Source organism: Frateuria terrea, from assembly GCF_900115705.1.
GTDB classification, from domain to species: Bacteria; Pseudomonadota; Gammaproteobacteria; order Xanthomonadales; family Rhodanobacteraceae; genus Frateuria_A; species Frateuria_A terrea.
This window is the reverse complement of sequence record NZ_FOXL01000009.1, coordinates 132,281-146,265: the sequence shown is the minus strand read 5'-3', so window position 1 is coordinate 146,265 and position 13,985 is coordinate 132,281. Positions and strand designations below refer to the sequence as shown.

The following is a 13,985-nucleotide window of genomic DNA, read 5'->3' as shown; positions in this document are numbered from 1 at the left end:
CGGGTCGTTAAGCTCCGCGGGCTTGATTGGCCTCAGATGGAGGCGTCCGACGGGGAACGTTTTTGAGCGCCACAGCAGCCAGACACGACAGCCGCTTCCCGCTGCTTGCGGCCATCCTGCTCGCGCTGATCGTCGCCGCGCTCAACATCGGACTGTGGTGGTGGGGCAACCGTCCGCATGGCCCGGAGGACTTCCGCGGGCCGATCAGCGGCTTCTCGGTATCGGTGTTCCAGCGCTACCAGAACCCGCTCAAGCAGGATTTCCCGTCAGACGAGGAGATCGACGCCGATCTCAAGCTCCTGCGCCGCTACACCCCGCGCATCCGCACCTACTCCACGCTGGAGAACCCGCAGGTCTACCGCCTGGCCGAGAAGGAAGGCCTGAAGGTGATGGCCGGGGCCAATATCGACACGCGCCTGATCAACAACGAGAAGGAACTCGATGCGCTGATCGCGCTGGCGCGCCGCTATCCGGAAACCATCCACCGGGTCATCGTGGGCAACGAGGTGCTGTTCCGCGGCGACCTGACCGTGGAACAGATGGAGGCCTACCTCGACCGCGCCCGCGCGGCGATCCGCCAGCCGGTGTCGATCGCCGAGCCGGACTACATCTGGTTGAAATACCCGGAACTGGCCGAGCACGTCGACTTCGTCACCATCCACCTGTTCCCGTTCTGGAACGGCATCGCGCGCAAGGACGCGGTCGACGCAGCATTGGGCGCCTACTACAACATCGTCCAGCATTACCCCGACAAACCGGTGGTGATCGGCGAGATCGGCTGGCCGTCCAACGGCGACCGGCACGAGTACGCCGACCCGTCGATCTCCAACGAAGCGATTTTCGTCCGTGACTGGTTGAACGCCGCCAAGGCGCGCAACATCGACTACTACCTGCTGGAAGCCTTCGACCAGCCCTGGAAGGAGAACCTGGGCGAGGGCCGCACCGGCGCCTACTGGGGCACCTTCAACGCCGACCGGCAGCTGAAGTTTCCGTTTACCGGCCCGGTCACCGAGGACACCGCCTGGCCGTGGAAGGCGCTGGCGGCGAGCCTGCTCGCGCTGATCCCGATGATCTGGTTTGCGCGCAAGTTCAAGCGCTTCAGGCTGATGGGGCGGCTGTTCTTCTGCCTGCTGATCCAGCTCGCCTGCGGCCTGGTCGTGTGGTCGGCCACGCTGCCGTTCAACTTCTACCTGAGCTGGGTCGACTGGACCATGCTGGTCCTGTTGTTCCCCGCACAGATCGCGATCCTGGCGATCCTGCTGATCAACGGATTCGAGTTCACCGAGGTGCTGTGGCGCCGGCGCTGGCAGCGCCATGCCGGCATGCTCAAGCCCGACCGGCCCGACCGGCAGCCGTTCGTCTCCATCCACCTGGCCTGCTACAACGAGCCGCCGGAGATGGTGATGCTCACGCTCGACTCGCTGGCCGCGCTGGACTACGAGAACTTCGAAGTCCTGGTGATCGACAACAACACCAAGAACCCGGACGTGTGGAAGCCGGTCGAGGCGTACTGCGAGCAACTGGGCAAGCGCTTCCGCTTCTTCCACCTGGAGCCCTGGCCGGGGTTCAAGGCCGGCGCACTCAACTTCGGCCTGAAGGAAACCGACCCGCAGGCCGAGGTCGTCGCGGTGATCGATGCCGACTACGTGGTGCGGCCGGACTGGCTGTCCACGCTCACCGGCTACTTCCACGACCCGAAAGTGGCCGTGGTGCAGTGCCCGCAGGCACACCGCGACTTCGAGCACAACCGCTTCCGCCGCATGACTGCCTGGGAGTTCGACGGCTTCTTCCGCATCGGCATGCACCATCGCAACGAGCGCAACGCGATCATCCAGCACGGCACCATGACGATGGTCCGCCGCAGCGCGCTGGAAGGCACCGGCGGCTGGTCGGAATGGACCATCTGCGAGGACGCCGAACTCGGCCTGCGCCTGATGCACGCCGGCTACGAGCTGGTCTACGTCGACGAACTGATGGGCAAGGGCCTGACCCCCGCCGACTTCAAGGCCTACAAGAGCCAACGCTACCGCTGGGCGTTCGGCGCCATGCAGATCCTCAAGGGCCGCTGGGAGTGGATGACCAGCAAGGGGCCGCTCTCGCTGGGCCAGCGCTTCCACTTCCTCACCGGCTGGTTCAGCTGGTTCGCCGACGCGCTGCACCTGATCTTTACCTTGATGGCGCTGTTCTGGACCGCCGGCATGGTGGCCTACCCGCAGTACTTCAGCCTGCCGATGCAGCTGTTCCTGATCCCGGTGATCGGCTTCTTCTTCGCCAAGGCGATCTTCGGCGTGGTGCTCTATCGCGCGCGGGTGCCTTGCGGCTGGTACGACACGCTGATGGCCTCGGTGGCCAGCATGGGCCTGTCGCATGCGATCGCGCGCGGCATCCTGCACGGCCTGACCCGCGAGAAGACCGCCTTCGTGGTGACCGCCAAGAGTCGCCGCCTGGGCGAATCGGGCTTCGCCGCCTTCGCGCCCGTGCGCGAGGAACTGCTGATGGCCTGCGCGCTGGTGCTGTGCATCGTCGGCATGGCGCACGCCTTCGGCACCCGCTACATCGAGGGCACGCTGTGGATGTTCATCCTGGCCGCGCAGTCGATCCCGTACTTCTCCGCCGTGGCCGGCGCCTGGATCGCGCACAAGGCGGGCGACAAGGCCGGTTGACGGGGCTCGCCCGTCAACAAAATCACATGCGGTTCCTGCTTGAAGGAGTGAGCGCTCCAGGTTGACCCGTTTATGCGGTGAAAACATCCCCGCCGCTAAGCTGGCACACCCGCCGGCAACCGCACAGGGACGTTCCCCGACGCATGCGCCACTTCCCATGCCTGATCGCACTGCTCCTGCTGCTGCCCCTGGCAGCGCAGGCCGGCGTTCGGCTGACGGTCAAGGGCGTGGACGATCCGCTGAAGACCGCCGTGCAGTCCGGCGTGGCAATCTCGCAGTACGCCAACCGCCCGGTCAGCGAGGCGCAGGTCCGCCGTCTCTACGACGAGGCTCCCGCCGAAGTACGCGCTGCGCTTGAGCCCTACGGCTATTACGAAGCCAGCGTGCAGGGCACGCTCACCCAGGCCGGCGCGGACGACTGGCGGGTCACGCTGACGGTGAAGCCGGGCGAGCCGGTGCGCATCACGCAGGTGCGCGTGAAGCTGGACGAGGCGGCGCTGAAGATCGCGCCGATCCGCCGCGCCGAGCGCGCCGTCGAACGGCTCAAGGGTGCCGTGCTCAACCACGGCGCCTATGAGAAGGCCCGCGACGACGTCAGCGCCGCGCTGACCGCCAACGGCTTCCTCGGCGCCAGGCTGGTCACCCACAAGGTGGCGGTGACCCGCGCCGACCGCAGCGCGGTGGTGGAACTCGCCTGGCTGGCCGGCCCGCGCTACCGCTTCGGCAAGGTCGAGTTCAAGGGCTCGCAGTTCGATCCGGGTTTCCTCGACCGCTACGTGCCGTTCCACCGCGGCGAGTACTTCGATCAGGCCGATCTGCTGGTCCTGCAGGAGGCGCTCAACGGTGCCGACTATTTCTCGGTGGTGAACGTATTGCCCAACGTCGACGACGGCGACCGCACGGTCGACGTGGACGTTCAGCTGCAGCCGGCCAAGCGCAGCGTCTACACCGGCGGACCGTTCTTCGGCACCGACACCGGGGTCGGCGTCCGGGTGGGCGTGGAGCGGCGCTGGATCAACAGTCGCGGGCACAAGTGGAAGAACGAGCTGGTGCTGGCGCAGCGGCTGAAGACGCTGTCGACGCTCTACACGATCCCGCTGCCGGGAAGCGCGCAGCGCAGCCTCAACTTCGGCGCCAATTTCCGCGATGCCAATACGGTCACCTCGCAATCGCGCACGCTGGAGCTGGTCGGCAACGAGACCGAGCTGTGGCACGGCTGGACGCGTACCGTCGGTGCGCACGCGGTGATCGGCACCTTCACCGTGGGCAAGCGCGGCAACGAGCCGGACAACGCGCCGGGCATCGAGCACGGCCGCAGCAAGCTGGTGTTCGCCGAGGCCTCGCTGTCGAGGAAGCACGGCGACAACCCCACTTTCGTCCGGCATGGCTGGTCGCTCAGCGTGTACGCGCGCAGCACCGCCGGCACCCTGCTGTCGAGCACGCGCTTCAGCCAGCTCGCCGCGGATGCCAAGTGGATCGATGCGTTCAGCCGGCGCGACCGGCTGATCCTGCGCGCCAGCGCCGGCATCACCTCGACCGGCGACTTCAGCGCCCTGCCGCCGCAGCTGCGCTTCTTCGCTGGCGGCGACCGCTCCGTGCGCGGCTACGGCTACCAGGCGATCGGCCCGCGCAACAGCTTCGACCGGGTGATCGGCGGCCGCAACCTGCTGGTGGCCAGCACCGAGGTGGAGCACTACTTCACCCGCAACTGGGGCATGGCCGCCTTCGTCGACGCGGGCAACGCGTTCAACGGCACCGACTACCGGCCGCGCATCGGCGCCGGCCTGGGCGTGCGGTGGCTTTCGCCGGTAGGGATGATCCGCGTCGACGTGGGCACGCCCATCCACGACGACCATGCCCACGGGATTCAGCTGCACGTGGTGATAGGGCCGGACCTGTGATGCGCACGATGGGCCCACGCTGGCATGCGATGCGTTGCGGCGCTCCATCCCCCGCGCGCGACGGGTCGTATCCGGGCAGCGGACGGGGGGAGCGCGCATGAAGTGGCTCAGGCGCATCGGCGTGGCGCTGCTGGCCGTGCTCGTGCTGCTGGCGCTGGGCTTGTGGTGGCTGCTCGACAGCAACGCGGGCCTGCGCTTCGCACTGGCCCGCGCCAGCGGTTTCACCAACGGCGCGCTCAGCGTGCAGCGGGCCAGCGGCAGCCTCGCCGGTCCGCTCGAGCTCGAGAACCTGCGCTACGCCGATGGCAAGGGCCTGGACGTGCGCGTCGCCCGCGCAAAGCTTGATCTGCGCCTGTGGCCGCTGCTCGGCAAGCGCCTGCACGTCGACACGCTGGACGTGCAGGGCGTCGACGTCGCCCTGCCCCCGCCGGCGCCGAGCGAGCAGCGCAACGGCCCACTCTCGCTGAAGCCGCCACTGGCCATCCAGCTCGACCAGGCGCACGTCGGCGACCTCGTCATCCACCAGAACGGCCAACCGCTGTTCACCGCCAACAGCCTGGACCTCGCCGGCCGCTGGGATGCCCAGGGCATGGCCATACGCGCGCTGCGCCTGCGCTCGCCGCAAGGGCGCGTCGACGCGGACGGCACCGTCGCCATCGGCAATGCCTACCGCGGCGACGGCCATGCCAGCTTTGCCTGGAAGCTGGGTGACACCACCTACGCGGGCCAGCTGCAGGCACGCAGCGACGGCTCGCACGCGCGGCTCGACCTCGCGTTCGGCCAGCCGATGACCGCGAAGCTGCACCTCGCGCTGCAGCAGGGCGACGCCTGGCCGTGGAGCGCCACGCTTGCCGCGCCACGCTTCGATCCCGCGCCGCTGCTCGGCGAGGGCACGCTGCGAAGCCTGGCGCTGGATCTGAAGGGCAGCGGCAACCGCCACGGCGGCACGCTCACCGGCAACGTCGACCTCAATGACTGGCGGCTGCAACTGGCACCGCTGCGCGCGCAACTCAGCGACGACCGCTCGCTGCTGACGTTGCAGACGCTCACCCTCACCTCGCCGCAGATCAAAGGCCGGCTCGAGGCGCAAGGGAAGGTGCGACTGGATACCAGGCCGATCGCCGGCAACCTGCACCTCGCCTGGCAAGACCTCGCGCTGCCCGCGGAACTGGGCGGCCAGGCCCTGGCCAGCCATGGCGACCTCGACGTGCACGGCAGCACGGCAAGGTTCCACGCCGAGGGCAGCATCGCCATCGGCCCACCCGGCAAGCTCGCACAACTGGCGGTGAATCTGGACGGCACGCCACGACGGTTGGCCCTGCAGACGCTCGACATCAGGCAGCCGCAGGGCCACCTGCATGCGCAAGGCACGCTCACCCTGCAGCCGGCCTTCGGCTGGGAGCTGGCGGCCGAAGCCGACGACTTCGACCCGGGCCAGCTCCTCGCCGGCTGGACCGGCGCGCTGGATGCACAGCTGCAGACCCGCGGCAGCCTGCCCTCAGGCCATCCCGACGCCACGCTCGACCTCGCCCGGCTCGACGGCCGCCTGCGCGGGCGAGCGATCAAGGGCCACGGCAAGCTGCACCTGGCGCCCAACCAGGTGCTGGATGGCACGCTCTCGCTCGCCTCCGGCGGCAGCCACGTGTCGGTCCAGGCCAGGCCCGGCGCGCGCAACGACGTGCAGGTGCAACTGGCCATCGCCACGCTGGCCGACTGGCTGCCCGATGCCGGCGGCCAGCTCGAAGCGCACATCCACGTCACCGGCCGGCCGCCCGCACTCGGTGTCGACGGCGACGTGCACGGCCGCACGCTCGCCTACGGCACCCAGCGTGTCGGCCGGCTGGACCTCAAGGCGCACGTGCCGGACATCGGCCGGCCGAGCGGAAACGTCGAGCTTGACGCGCGCGACGCCTGGCTCGGTGGCCTGGCCTTCGACACGCTCACGCTGCATGCCGGCGGCACGGAGGCGGCGCACCAGCTGAAGCTCGATGCGAACGGCCGCCAGCTCTCCGCCTCGCTGGCATTGCACGGGGGCCTGAAGCAGGCCCACTGGCATGGCACGCTCGACAAGCTCGAGCTCGAACCGCGGGGCCTGCCGCGCTGGCGCCTGCAGGCACCGGCCACGCTGGACTACGACCAGGGCACACTGGCTTTGTCGGAACTGTGCCTCACCGCCGGCGACCCGCTGCTGTGCGTGCAGGGCAAGCAGGACAAGGCCGGGAATCTTGCTGCCAGCTACCGGCTGCGGGCGCTGCCGCTGGCGCTGCTGCTCAACGCCGCCGGCTACGCCGACCTGCCACTGCGCGCCGACGGCAGCCTGCATGGCGAGGGCACGCTCAAGCGCAACGCCGGCGGCGCCCTCAGCGGCCGCGCGTCGCTGGCCTCGGACCAGGGCTCGATCACTTATACGCAGCAGGCGCAGCGGCCGCTGCTGGCCTGGCGGGATCTCGCCGTCGACGCCGACCTGGCGCCAGGCCGTCAGCAGGTGGAGGCGCATGCCGCGCTCAATGCAAACGGGCGCCTGGACGGCCGGATCACGATGGACGGCGACGCGCACGCCCTCGGCGGCGAACTTACCCTCAAGCTCGACAGCCTCGCCCCGCTCGAGCTGCTCACCAGCGAGGTCGCGAACGTCAAGGGGCGGCTCGACGGCCGCTTCGGCTTTGCCGGCACCCTGGCGCAACCGGCGGTGACGGGCCAGGCCACCGTCGATGGCTTCGCCGCCGAGGCTCCCGCCCTCGGCCTGAAGCTCACCGACGGCGCGCTGGTGCTGCGCGCGCCGGACGCGCAACACCTGGAGCTCGACGGCCACGTGCGCTCCGGCAAGGGCACGCTCGCGATCGGCGGCAGCTACGGCCTCACCGCACAGGCGCCCAGCGCGATCACGCTCACCGGCAAGAACGTGACCGTCGCCGACATTCCGGCCGCCAAGGTGGCGCTGACGCCGGACCTGCGCGTGCAGCGCGACGCCCAGGGCGTGCTTGTCACCGGCGCGGTGGCGCTGGACAGCGCCGACGTCAATCTCGATCGCCTGCCCGGCGGCGGCGCGACCAAGGCCTCGCCCGACGTGGTGGTGGTCGACGAGCGCGAACAGGAGCAGGCCGGCGCGCGATTGCCGATCAGCGCGCGGGTGAAGGTCGACCTGGGCAGCCGCACGCACCTGGCCGGCAAGGGCCTGGACGGCCGCCTCACCGGGACGCTCACGGTGATCGAGCAGCCCGGCAGCGCCACGCGCGGCGAGGGCCAGATCGGCGTGAGTGGCACCTACAAGGCCTACGGCCAGGACCTGAACATCGAGGCCGGCAAGCTGCTGTTCGCCGGCACGCCGATCGACAACCCCGGCCTCAACATCCGTGCGGCACGCAGCCTCAACCCCAACGCGACCATCGACGAGGGCCAGGAGGTCGGCCTGCTGATCACCGGCACGGCGCAACGGCCGATCCTCACGGTGTTCTCCAATCCGCCGATGGAACAGTCCGACGCGCTCTCCTACCTGATCACCGGCAAGCCGCTTTCGCAGGTCAGCGGCGGCGAAGGCAACATGGTCGGTGCGGCTGCGCAGGCACTGGGCTCGGCGGCCGGCGACCTGCTCGCCAAGAGCATCGGCAGCCGGCTGGGCATCGACGAGATCGGCGTATCGAGCAACGAGGCGCTGGGCGGCGAGTCGGCTTTCACCGTCGGCAAGTACCTCTCGCCGCGGCTGTACCTGAGCTACGGCGTGGGACTGTTCGAGCCCGGCCAGGTGATCACCCTGCGCTACCGCCTGAGTCAGCGCTGGAACCTCGAGGTACAGAACGCCACCGAGTTCAGCCGCGCGAGCCTCAACTACCGGCTGGAGCGCTAGGTAGCGCAGGCGGATGCAGGGCAGCCGCCGAACCGAACCTCGCCGCACATCCCCGCAGGAGCGCGCGCGGCGTCGGCACGCGCTGCCGCGTGCGCTCCCATCGCCCCGCCCTCGCCGCCGCACGCCAGTCGCGAGCGAGCGCGGTGCGCCGCGCCCGCCGAACGCACAGCCAGCCGCGTGGCCGCGCCTGTAGTTCTTTCCCCTCGCCACGCATTTTTTCAGCGTGCGCTCTGCGCTGAGCAGCGCAACCGGCATGGTGATGCGATTTTCCCTCTGGCATCGCTGTTGCAATCCCCTGGGTGCCCGGGCAGCGCATGCAGGAGCTGGCCAGCGAAGGCCACCAGGCCGAGCGGCAAGGACGGCACCGAGCACGGGTTCGGTCACCACGATCCACCACTGGAGTCGACAGATGAGCCAGAAGCAGCCAAACGATCGCAATCAGCAGCACTCCAAGCAGGCCCATGGCAGCGACAAGGGCGACATGACCGTCCGTGAAGCCGGCCAGATGGGCGGCCACAAGGGTGGTCAGCGCGAACGCGAGCTGGTCGAGAAGGGCCACGAGGCCGAAGACCGTGGCGGCCGCCGCCACTGATCCGCGTTTGCAGCGACCGCGGCAAGTTTTCTTTCCCCACCACCGAAGGAGACATCCATGAAGAACCAGAACAGCGACAAGGGCGACATGACCGTTCGCGAAGCCGGCCAGAAAGGCGGCGAGATCCGCAAGGAACAGCTCGGCCCCGAGGGCTATTCGGCCATCGGCAAGAAGGGCGGCGAAGCGCGCAAGGAAGAACTCGGCCCCGAGGGCTACTCGGAGCTGGGCACCAAGGGCGGCCACCGCGTGCGCGACCTGATCAACAAGGGCAAGCAGAGCGAGGGCGACTGACGAGCGCAGACAGGCGACCCACACGCGCCCGCGAGGCCAGCAGTTCTTTCCACGGGCAGGCGCAAATTACACGGCTGCCACTGCCCTTCGGCCCCCGCAAATGGCGCGCCGCGGTACCCAACGCACTGGCACACGGGTTGCAAAGCATGCCCCGCCCGTCTGACGGGCTCCCCATCCACCCACCTGGAGAAACACCATGGCAAACAACGACCGCAACAACCAGACACCCTCCCACGGCAGCGGCGACATGAGCGTGCGCGAAGCCGGCCAGAAAGGCGGCGAAGTCCGCAAGGAGCAGCTGGGTCCCGAGGGTTACTCGGACCTCGGCCACCAGGGCGTCGAAGCACTGCGCGAGCAGCGTGGCCCGAACGCGATGAGCGAGATCGGCCGCGAAGGCGGCGAGACCCGCAAGCAGCAGCTGGGGCCGGAAGGTTATTCCGAGCTCGGCCAGAAGGGCGGCGAGCGCGTACGCGACCTGATCAACAAGGGCAAAGAGTCCGAGGGCGGCGAGTAATCGCGGAGGTACGTCATGACACGAGGTTTAGGAGGCAATTCGCCGGCCAACGTGCAGAAGTACCTGTCCGGCGTGGGCTACCCGGCCGACAAGCAGGACCTCATCGAAGCGGCGCGGCGCAACGATGCCCCCGATGAGGTGATGCAGACCATCCGCAAGCTGCCCGAGGACCACTACGGCGGTCCGCAGGACGTGATGAAGGGCTACGGCGAGATCGAGTAGCCCGGCAACCGCAGGAGACACCCATGAACAAACAGACCCACGACAAGGGCGACATGACCGTCCGCGAAGCCGGCCACGAGGGCGGCGAGGCACGCAAGGACGAACTGGGCCACGAGGGTTACCAGAAGCTCGGCGAGAAGGGCGGCCAGCGCGTGAGCGAACTGGTCCAGGAAGGCAAGCAGTCCGAGCACAAGAAACACTGAGCCCGCGCGGCCCCCAACCCAACCAAACCACTGCTAAGACGAGGTGCAACATGGCAAGCAACAAGAACTCCGGCGACATGAGCGTTCGCGAGGCCGGCCAGAAGGGCGGCGAGATCCGCAAGGAACAGCTCGGCCCCGAGGGCTACTCCGAAATGGGCAAGAAGGGCGGCGAAACCCGCAAGGAACAACTGGGACCGGAAGGCTACTCGGCGCTCGGCAAGAAGGGCGGTGAAGCACGCAAGGAAGAACTCGGCCCCGAGGGCTATTCGGAGCTCGGCACCAAGGGCGGCCAGCGCGTCCGCGACCTGGTGAACAAGGGCAAGGAGTCCGAAGGGTCCGAAGGCTAGCAAGCCACACGGCCGGCGGGCGGCCGCCGCGTCGCCCGGCCGGGCCACAGTGGCGATGGGGCGGGTGTCCGCACTCGCCCACGCCGCGACGCATCGTCCGCCAGCAGGCTCCGGTTGCTACCACCCGAGCGTGCTGGCGGACGATGCGTTTTTGCGTGCGCGGGGATATTGAGCCCCTTCCCTCCGGAACACGGGGGGTTGGGAGTTTGGGGCAGACGTTCGACTCAGCCGATGCCCAGCCCCTCGATCCCGCTGATCGCCAACCCATCGAACCCGGCCAGCTCGGCGAAGCGTCGGCCGCGCTCGGCGTAATCGTGGAACTGGTCGAAGCTGGGCGCCCCGGGCGAGAGCAGCACTACACCACCGTCGGGCGTCAGCGCCTGCGCCCGCTCCACCGCTTCGGCCAGCGTCGCCACCAGCGTGACCTCGCCCGCCGCCTGTGCCTCGCGCAGCGCCGCCGCGATGCGCGGTCCATTGGCGCCCTGCGCCACGATCGCAAGTTCCGCCCGATCGCTCACCGCCTCGACGAATTCCGACCAGTCCAGCCCGCGGTCGTGGCCGCCCACGATCACCGTCACCTGGCGCCCCGCCAGGCTGGTTAGCGCCGCCAGGGTCGCCTGCGGCGTAGTGCTGATCGAATCGTTGATCCATTCGCGCCCGCCGTGGCCACCCAGCGGCTGCAACCGATGCGGCAACGCGTGGAAGCGCGCCAGCGCCGGTGCCGCGGAGCGCGCGTCGTGGCCCATCGCTTCCAGCGCGGCCAGCGCGGCGCAGGCGTTGAGTGCGTTGTGCGCGCCCGGCACCGGCAGGTCGGCCACGGCGAAAACGCGCTCCTCGCCCCGCTGGATGCAACCGTCGCGCACGTGCCAGCCGTCGCGCACGCCGAACAGCACGCGCTGCGGATGCGCCGCCGTGCGCTCGAGCAATGCCTGCTGCGTGCCGTTGACCAGCAGCGTGCGCGCGGCGGCAGCGAGCTTGAGCTTGTCGGCCACGTAGCGTTCGCGCGAGCCATGCCAGTCGAGGTGCTCCTCGTACAGGCTGGTGATCACGCCCAGCGGCAACGGGCCGGCTTCGCCGGTCTGGAAGCTGGACAGCTCCACCGCCCACAGCTGCGCCCGCACATCGAGCAGTTCCAACAGCGGCAGCCCGATGTTGCCGGCCAGTGCCGTGCGCACCCCGAGTGCGCGGGCCAGGTGCGCGATCAGGGCCGTGGTGGTGCTCTTGCCCTTGGTGCCGGTCACCGCCACCACCGGCGCCTGCGGCTGCTCGGCAAACCACAATGCCGTGCCTGAGGTGAAGCGCGTACCGCCGTCCTGCGCGGCGAGCAGCGCCGGCTTGTAGGCCGAGATGCCGGGCGATTTGACCACCACGTCGAAGCCGCCGAGGGCGACCGCGTCGGGTTCCTCGCCGCGTACGAGCAGCGCTGGATCGAGCGCCTGCGCCGCCGCCACTTCCGCAGCGCTGCAGAACAGGGTCAGCGACAGCTGCGGCAGGCGTGCACGCAGCGCAGCGATCGCCGCCCTACCCTCGCGACCGAAGCCCCAGATGGCGACGCGCTGGCCGGCCAGCTCGGCGATGCGCATCAGCCGATCGCCTCCAGCGCGCGCTGCAGCCGGGCCGGCACACGATGCTCGCCCGACGGCATGAGCCAGGGCTCCAGCGCCAGTTGCGCCGGATCGAGCTGCGGCAGGATCTCGCGGATGAAGCGCGCCACCAGCGCGTCCTCCTGCCACTCAGGCCGCTGGCTCAGCGCATGCATCGCCGCGCGCGCCTCGGCGCCCTCGCCGACGCACTCGAACGGCTTGTGGTCCTGGTATTCCAGCAGGGCGTCGAAACCGGCCGCCTGGCTTTCGTCGTCCAGCAGGTTGCGGCCGAAGATCGACAGCAACCGCGGTTTGGGCAGGAACGGTGCGAGCGCCAGAAACACGAAATGGCACTTCGGGCACTGGCCGCACCAGCGGTCGGCTGGCCTGGGACCGAGGATGCGGAAGTTGCGGTTGCAGCTGGAGAAGGCGTCGAAGTACGGCGTCAGGCGCGCGAAGGCGCGGGTGATCGCCAGCTCCGAGTACGGCCGCAGCAGCGAGCAGTAATCCAGATCCGCCGCGACGTGGGTGTGCAGCCAGTCCGACAGCAAGGCCTCGAACGCGAGGCTCTTGCTCCACTGGTGGTTCACCTGCTGGCCTTCGTATTCCAGCGTGGCGGCCGAGGCCGAGCGCTCGTTGGCGAAGGCGATCGAGTCATAGCCATAGAGGATGGCCGCCAGCGCCAGGATCGCCGAGTTCACTGCGGTCACCGGGATGTGGCCGTTCCACGCGCCCAGGCGGTTGAGTTCGAACAATACGGGCGAAAGCTCGCGCTGGATGTTGAGCCTGGGCAGGCCCGTGCGCTCGGCGCAGGCGGCGATCAGCGGGGAGTTGCCGACCCAGACCGCGGTGGCCTCGCCGCCGATGGACTTGATCGCCTCGGCCGCGACCAGCGAATCCTTGCCGCCGCCGATGGGGACCAGGGTGCGCTGGGGGAGATTCAGGGCGGGAGCTTGCGGCAAGCGTGTCCCCTCACCCCGCCCCTCTCCCCGGAGCGGAGAGGGAGCGGATCGGGGGAAGGCGATGCGTCCGCGCAGGTCCAGCCCGTTGCGGTAGGCGAACTCGGCCAGACCGTGCAGGTAGAGCGCGTCGAGCAGGTCGGCCGTTTCGTCGTCGAGCGGTTCGGCCTCGATCGTCGGCGGCACACCCGCCTTGTAGTAGCTCACGCCGGCGATCAGGTGCAGTAGCTTGAGCGCGGCGTCGAAGGCCTGCTGGCGGTGGGCCGGAACGGCCGGTGCTTCGGGGAAGCGGATGCGCTCGACCATTTCCTCGCCTTGGTCGAAGGCGTATGCCAGCTCAGCCACGCCATCGGCGTAGGTGGCGCGCACGAAGCGGAAGCTGTGGGTCATGCGGGGGTTGATCGTCGTCACTCGTTCGCTCCGTTGGAGCGCGCTGCGCCCTGGCTCCCCTCTCCCCCGCGGGGAGAGGGCTGGGATGAGGGCCGGGACTTGCCAAAGCTCCCATCACTGCCGCAAGCACGCTCTCGATGTTCGTCAATACGTCATTGTTCCAGAAACGCAGCACGCGGTAGCCATTGGTTTGGAGGTGGCGCGTGCGTCGTCGTCATCGTGCTGCTCCAGGTGCCGACCACCATCGAGCAGATCGGTCGATCTCATGCTGCCGACGGGATTTGCAGCCGTCCCGTTGCCGATTCCGCAAGCGGTACCACAGCGCCCGCTCGGCGTCGGTCATGCCTGTGCGCAGTCCACGCGCCCCATCCACGCTCATGCGTTTCATCCCTGAACCTCGCTCCATGGAGGTCTGTCGCTAGAGCGGCCCTTCACCCCAACCCTCTCCCCGGAGGGAAGAGGGAGCAAGAGCGAAG

The 13,985-nt window shown here is 69.0% G+C and carries 11 protein-coding genes and 1 pseudogene; 9 read left to right on the top strand and 3 right to left on the bottom strand.

All coding sequences use genetic code 11. From position 1 onward, the window contains the following. Positions 1 to 62: 62 nt before the first annotated feature. The 9 genes from BMZ38_RS15770 (at position 63) to BMZ38_RS15730 (ending at position 10,577) form a co-directional block, all read left to right on the top strand. Positions 63 to 2,663, top strand: a complete 2,601-nt coding sequence (locus tag BMZ38_RS15770; protein ID WP_091339941.1) for a glycosyltransferase family 2 protein — start codon at positions 63 to 65, stop codon at positions 2,661 to 2,663. 143 nt (positions 2,664 to 2,806) lie between these two features. After that, positions 2,807 to 4,564, top strand: a complete 1,758-nt coding sequence (locus BMZ38_RS15765) for an autotransporter assembly complex protein TamA (protein ID WP_091339938.1) — start codon at positions 2,807 to 2,809, stop codon at positions 4,562 to 4,564. A 97-nt stretch (positions 4,565 to 4,661) separates the two neighbouring features. Further along, complete coding sequence (locus tag BMZ38_RS15760; protein WP_091339937.1) at positions 4,662 to 8,408, top strand: translocation/assembly module TamB domain-containing protein; 3,747 nt, start codon at positions 4,662 to 4,664, stop codon at positions 8,406 to 8,408. Between the two features lie 409 nt (positions 8,409 to 8,817). Further along, positions 8,818 to 9,000 carry a hypothetical protein gene (locus BMZ38_RS15755; RefSeq protein ID WP_091339934.1) on the top strand — a complete coding sequence of 61 codons (183 nt, stop codon included), beginning with the start codon at positions 8,818 to 8,820 and terminating at the stop codon, positions 8,998 to 9,000. A 57-nt stretch (positions 9,001 to 9,057) separates the two neighbouring features. Next, positions 9,058 to 9,291, top strand: a complete 234-nt coding sequence (locus tag BMZ38_RS15750) for a KGG domain-containing protein (protein WP_091339931.1) — start codon at positions 9,058 to 9,060, stop codon at positions 9,289 to 9,291. 196 nt (positions 9,292 to 9,487) lie between these two features. Then, a complete protein-coding gene (locus tag BMZ38_RS15745; RefSeq protein ID WP_091339929.1) occupies positions 9,488 to 9,805 on the top strand; it encodes a hypothetical protein in 318 nt (105 codons plus the stop codon). Positions 9,806 to 9,820: 15 nt separating this feature from the next. Continuing rightward, a complete protein-coding gene (locus tag BMZ38_RS15740; protein ID WP_091339927.1) occupies positions 9,821 to 10,027 on the top strand; it encodes a DUF2795 domain-containing protein in 207 nt (68 codons plus the stop codon). Between the two features lie 23 nt (positions 10,028 to 10,050). Then, the gene (locus tag BMZ38_RS15735) at positions 10,051 to 10,230 is read left to right on the top strand and encodes an Em GEA1 (EM1) (RefSeq protein WP_091339926.1); all 180 of its coding nucleotides are present in this window, start codon (positions 10,051 to 10,053) and stop codon (positions 10,228 to 10,230) included. A 50-nt stretch (positions 10,231 to 10,280) separates the two neighbouring features. Beyond that, positions 10,281 to 10,577, top strand: coding sequence for a KGG domain-containing protein (locus BMZ38_RS15730; protein WP_139202458.1), 297 nt, complete (start codon positions 10,281 to 10,283; stop codon positions 10,575 to 10,577). A gap of 224 nt (positions 10,578 to 10,801) precedes the next feature. On the opposite strand, the gene murD is transcribed toward BMZ38_RS15730, so the two are convergent. The 3 genes and pseudogenes from murD to BMZ38_RS15715 all read right to left on the bottom strand — a co-directional run bounded on the left by murD (position 10,802) and on the right by BMZ38_RS15715 (position 13,852). After that, positions 10,802 to 12,160 (bottom strand): UDP-N-acetylmuramoyl-L-alanine--D-glutamate ligase, encoded by a 1,359-nt coding sequence (gene murD, locus BMZ38_RS15725; protein WP_091339922.1) that lies wholly within the window; start codon positions 12,158 to 12,160, stop codon positions 10,802 to 10,804. After that, a complete protein-coding gene (gene murL, locus BMZ38_RS15720; RefSeq protein ID WP_091339919.1) occupies positions 12,160 to 13,509 on the bottom strand; it encodes a UDP-N-acetyl-alpha-D-muramoyl-L-alanyl-L-glutamate epimerase in 1,350 nt (449 codons plus the stop codon). The genes murD and murL overlap by 1 nt, the downstream gene beginning before the upstream one ends. Next, a pseudogene (locus BMZ38_RS15715) lies at positions 13,457 to 13,852 on the bottom strand (DUF559 domain-containing protein). The gene murL and the pseudogene BMZ38_RS15715 overlap by 53 nt, the downstream one beginning before the upstream one ends. Between the last annotated feature and the right edge of the window lie 133 nt (positions 13,853 to 13,985).

Coding starts and splice junctions, on each gene's coding strand:
- BMZ38_RS15735 (WP_091339926.1), top strand. CDS start 10,051: ATGAACAAACAGACCCACGACAAGGGCGACATGACCGTCCGCGAAGCC.
- BMZ38_RS15750 (WP_091339931.1), top strand. CDS start 9,058: ATGAAGAACCAGAACAGCGACAAGGGCGACATGACCGTTCGCGAAGCC.
- BMZ38_RS15760 (WP_091339937.1), top strand. CDS start 4,662: ATGAAGTGGCTCAGGCGCATCGGCGTGGCGCTGCTGGCCGTGCTCGTG.
- murD (WP_091339922.1), bottom strand. CDS start 12,160: ATGCGCATCGCCGAGCTGGCCGGCCAGCGCGTCGCCATCTGGGGCTTC.
- BMZ38_RS15730 (WP_139202458.1), top strand. CDS start 10,281: ATGGCAAGCAACAAGAACTCCGGCGACATGAGCGTTCGCGAGGCCGGC.
- BMZ38_RS15740 (WP_091339927.1), top strand. CDS start 9,821: ATGACACGAGGTTTAGGAGGCAATTCGCCGGCCAACGTGCAGAAGTAC.
- BMZ38_RS15765 (WP_091339938.1), top strand. CDS start 2,807: ATGCGCCACTTCCCATGCCTGATCGCACTGCTCCTGCTGCTGCCCCTG.
- BMZ38_RS15745 (WP_091339929.1), top strand. CDS start 9,488: ATGGCAAACAACGACCGCAACAACCAGACACCCTCCCACGGCAGCGGC.
- BMZ38_RS15755 (WP_091339934.1), top strand. CDS start 8,818: ATGAGCCAGAAGCAGCCAAACGATCGCAATCAGCAGCACTCCAAGCAG.
- murL (WP_091339919.1), bottom strand. CDS start 13,509: ATGACCCACAGCTTCCGCTTCGTGCGCGCCACCTACGCCGATGGCGTG.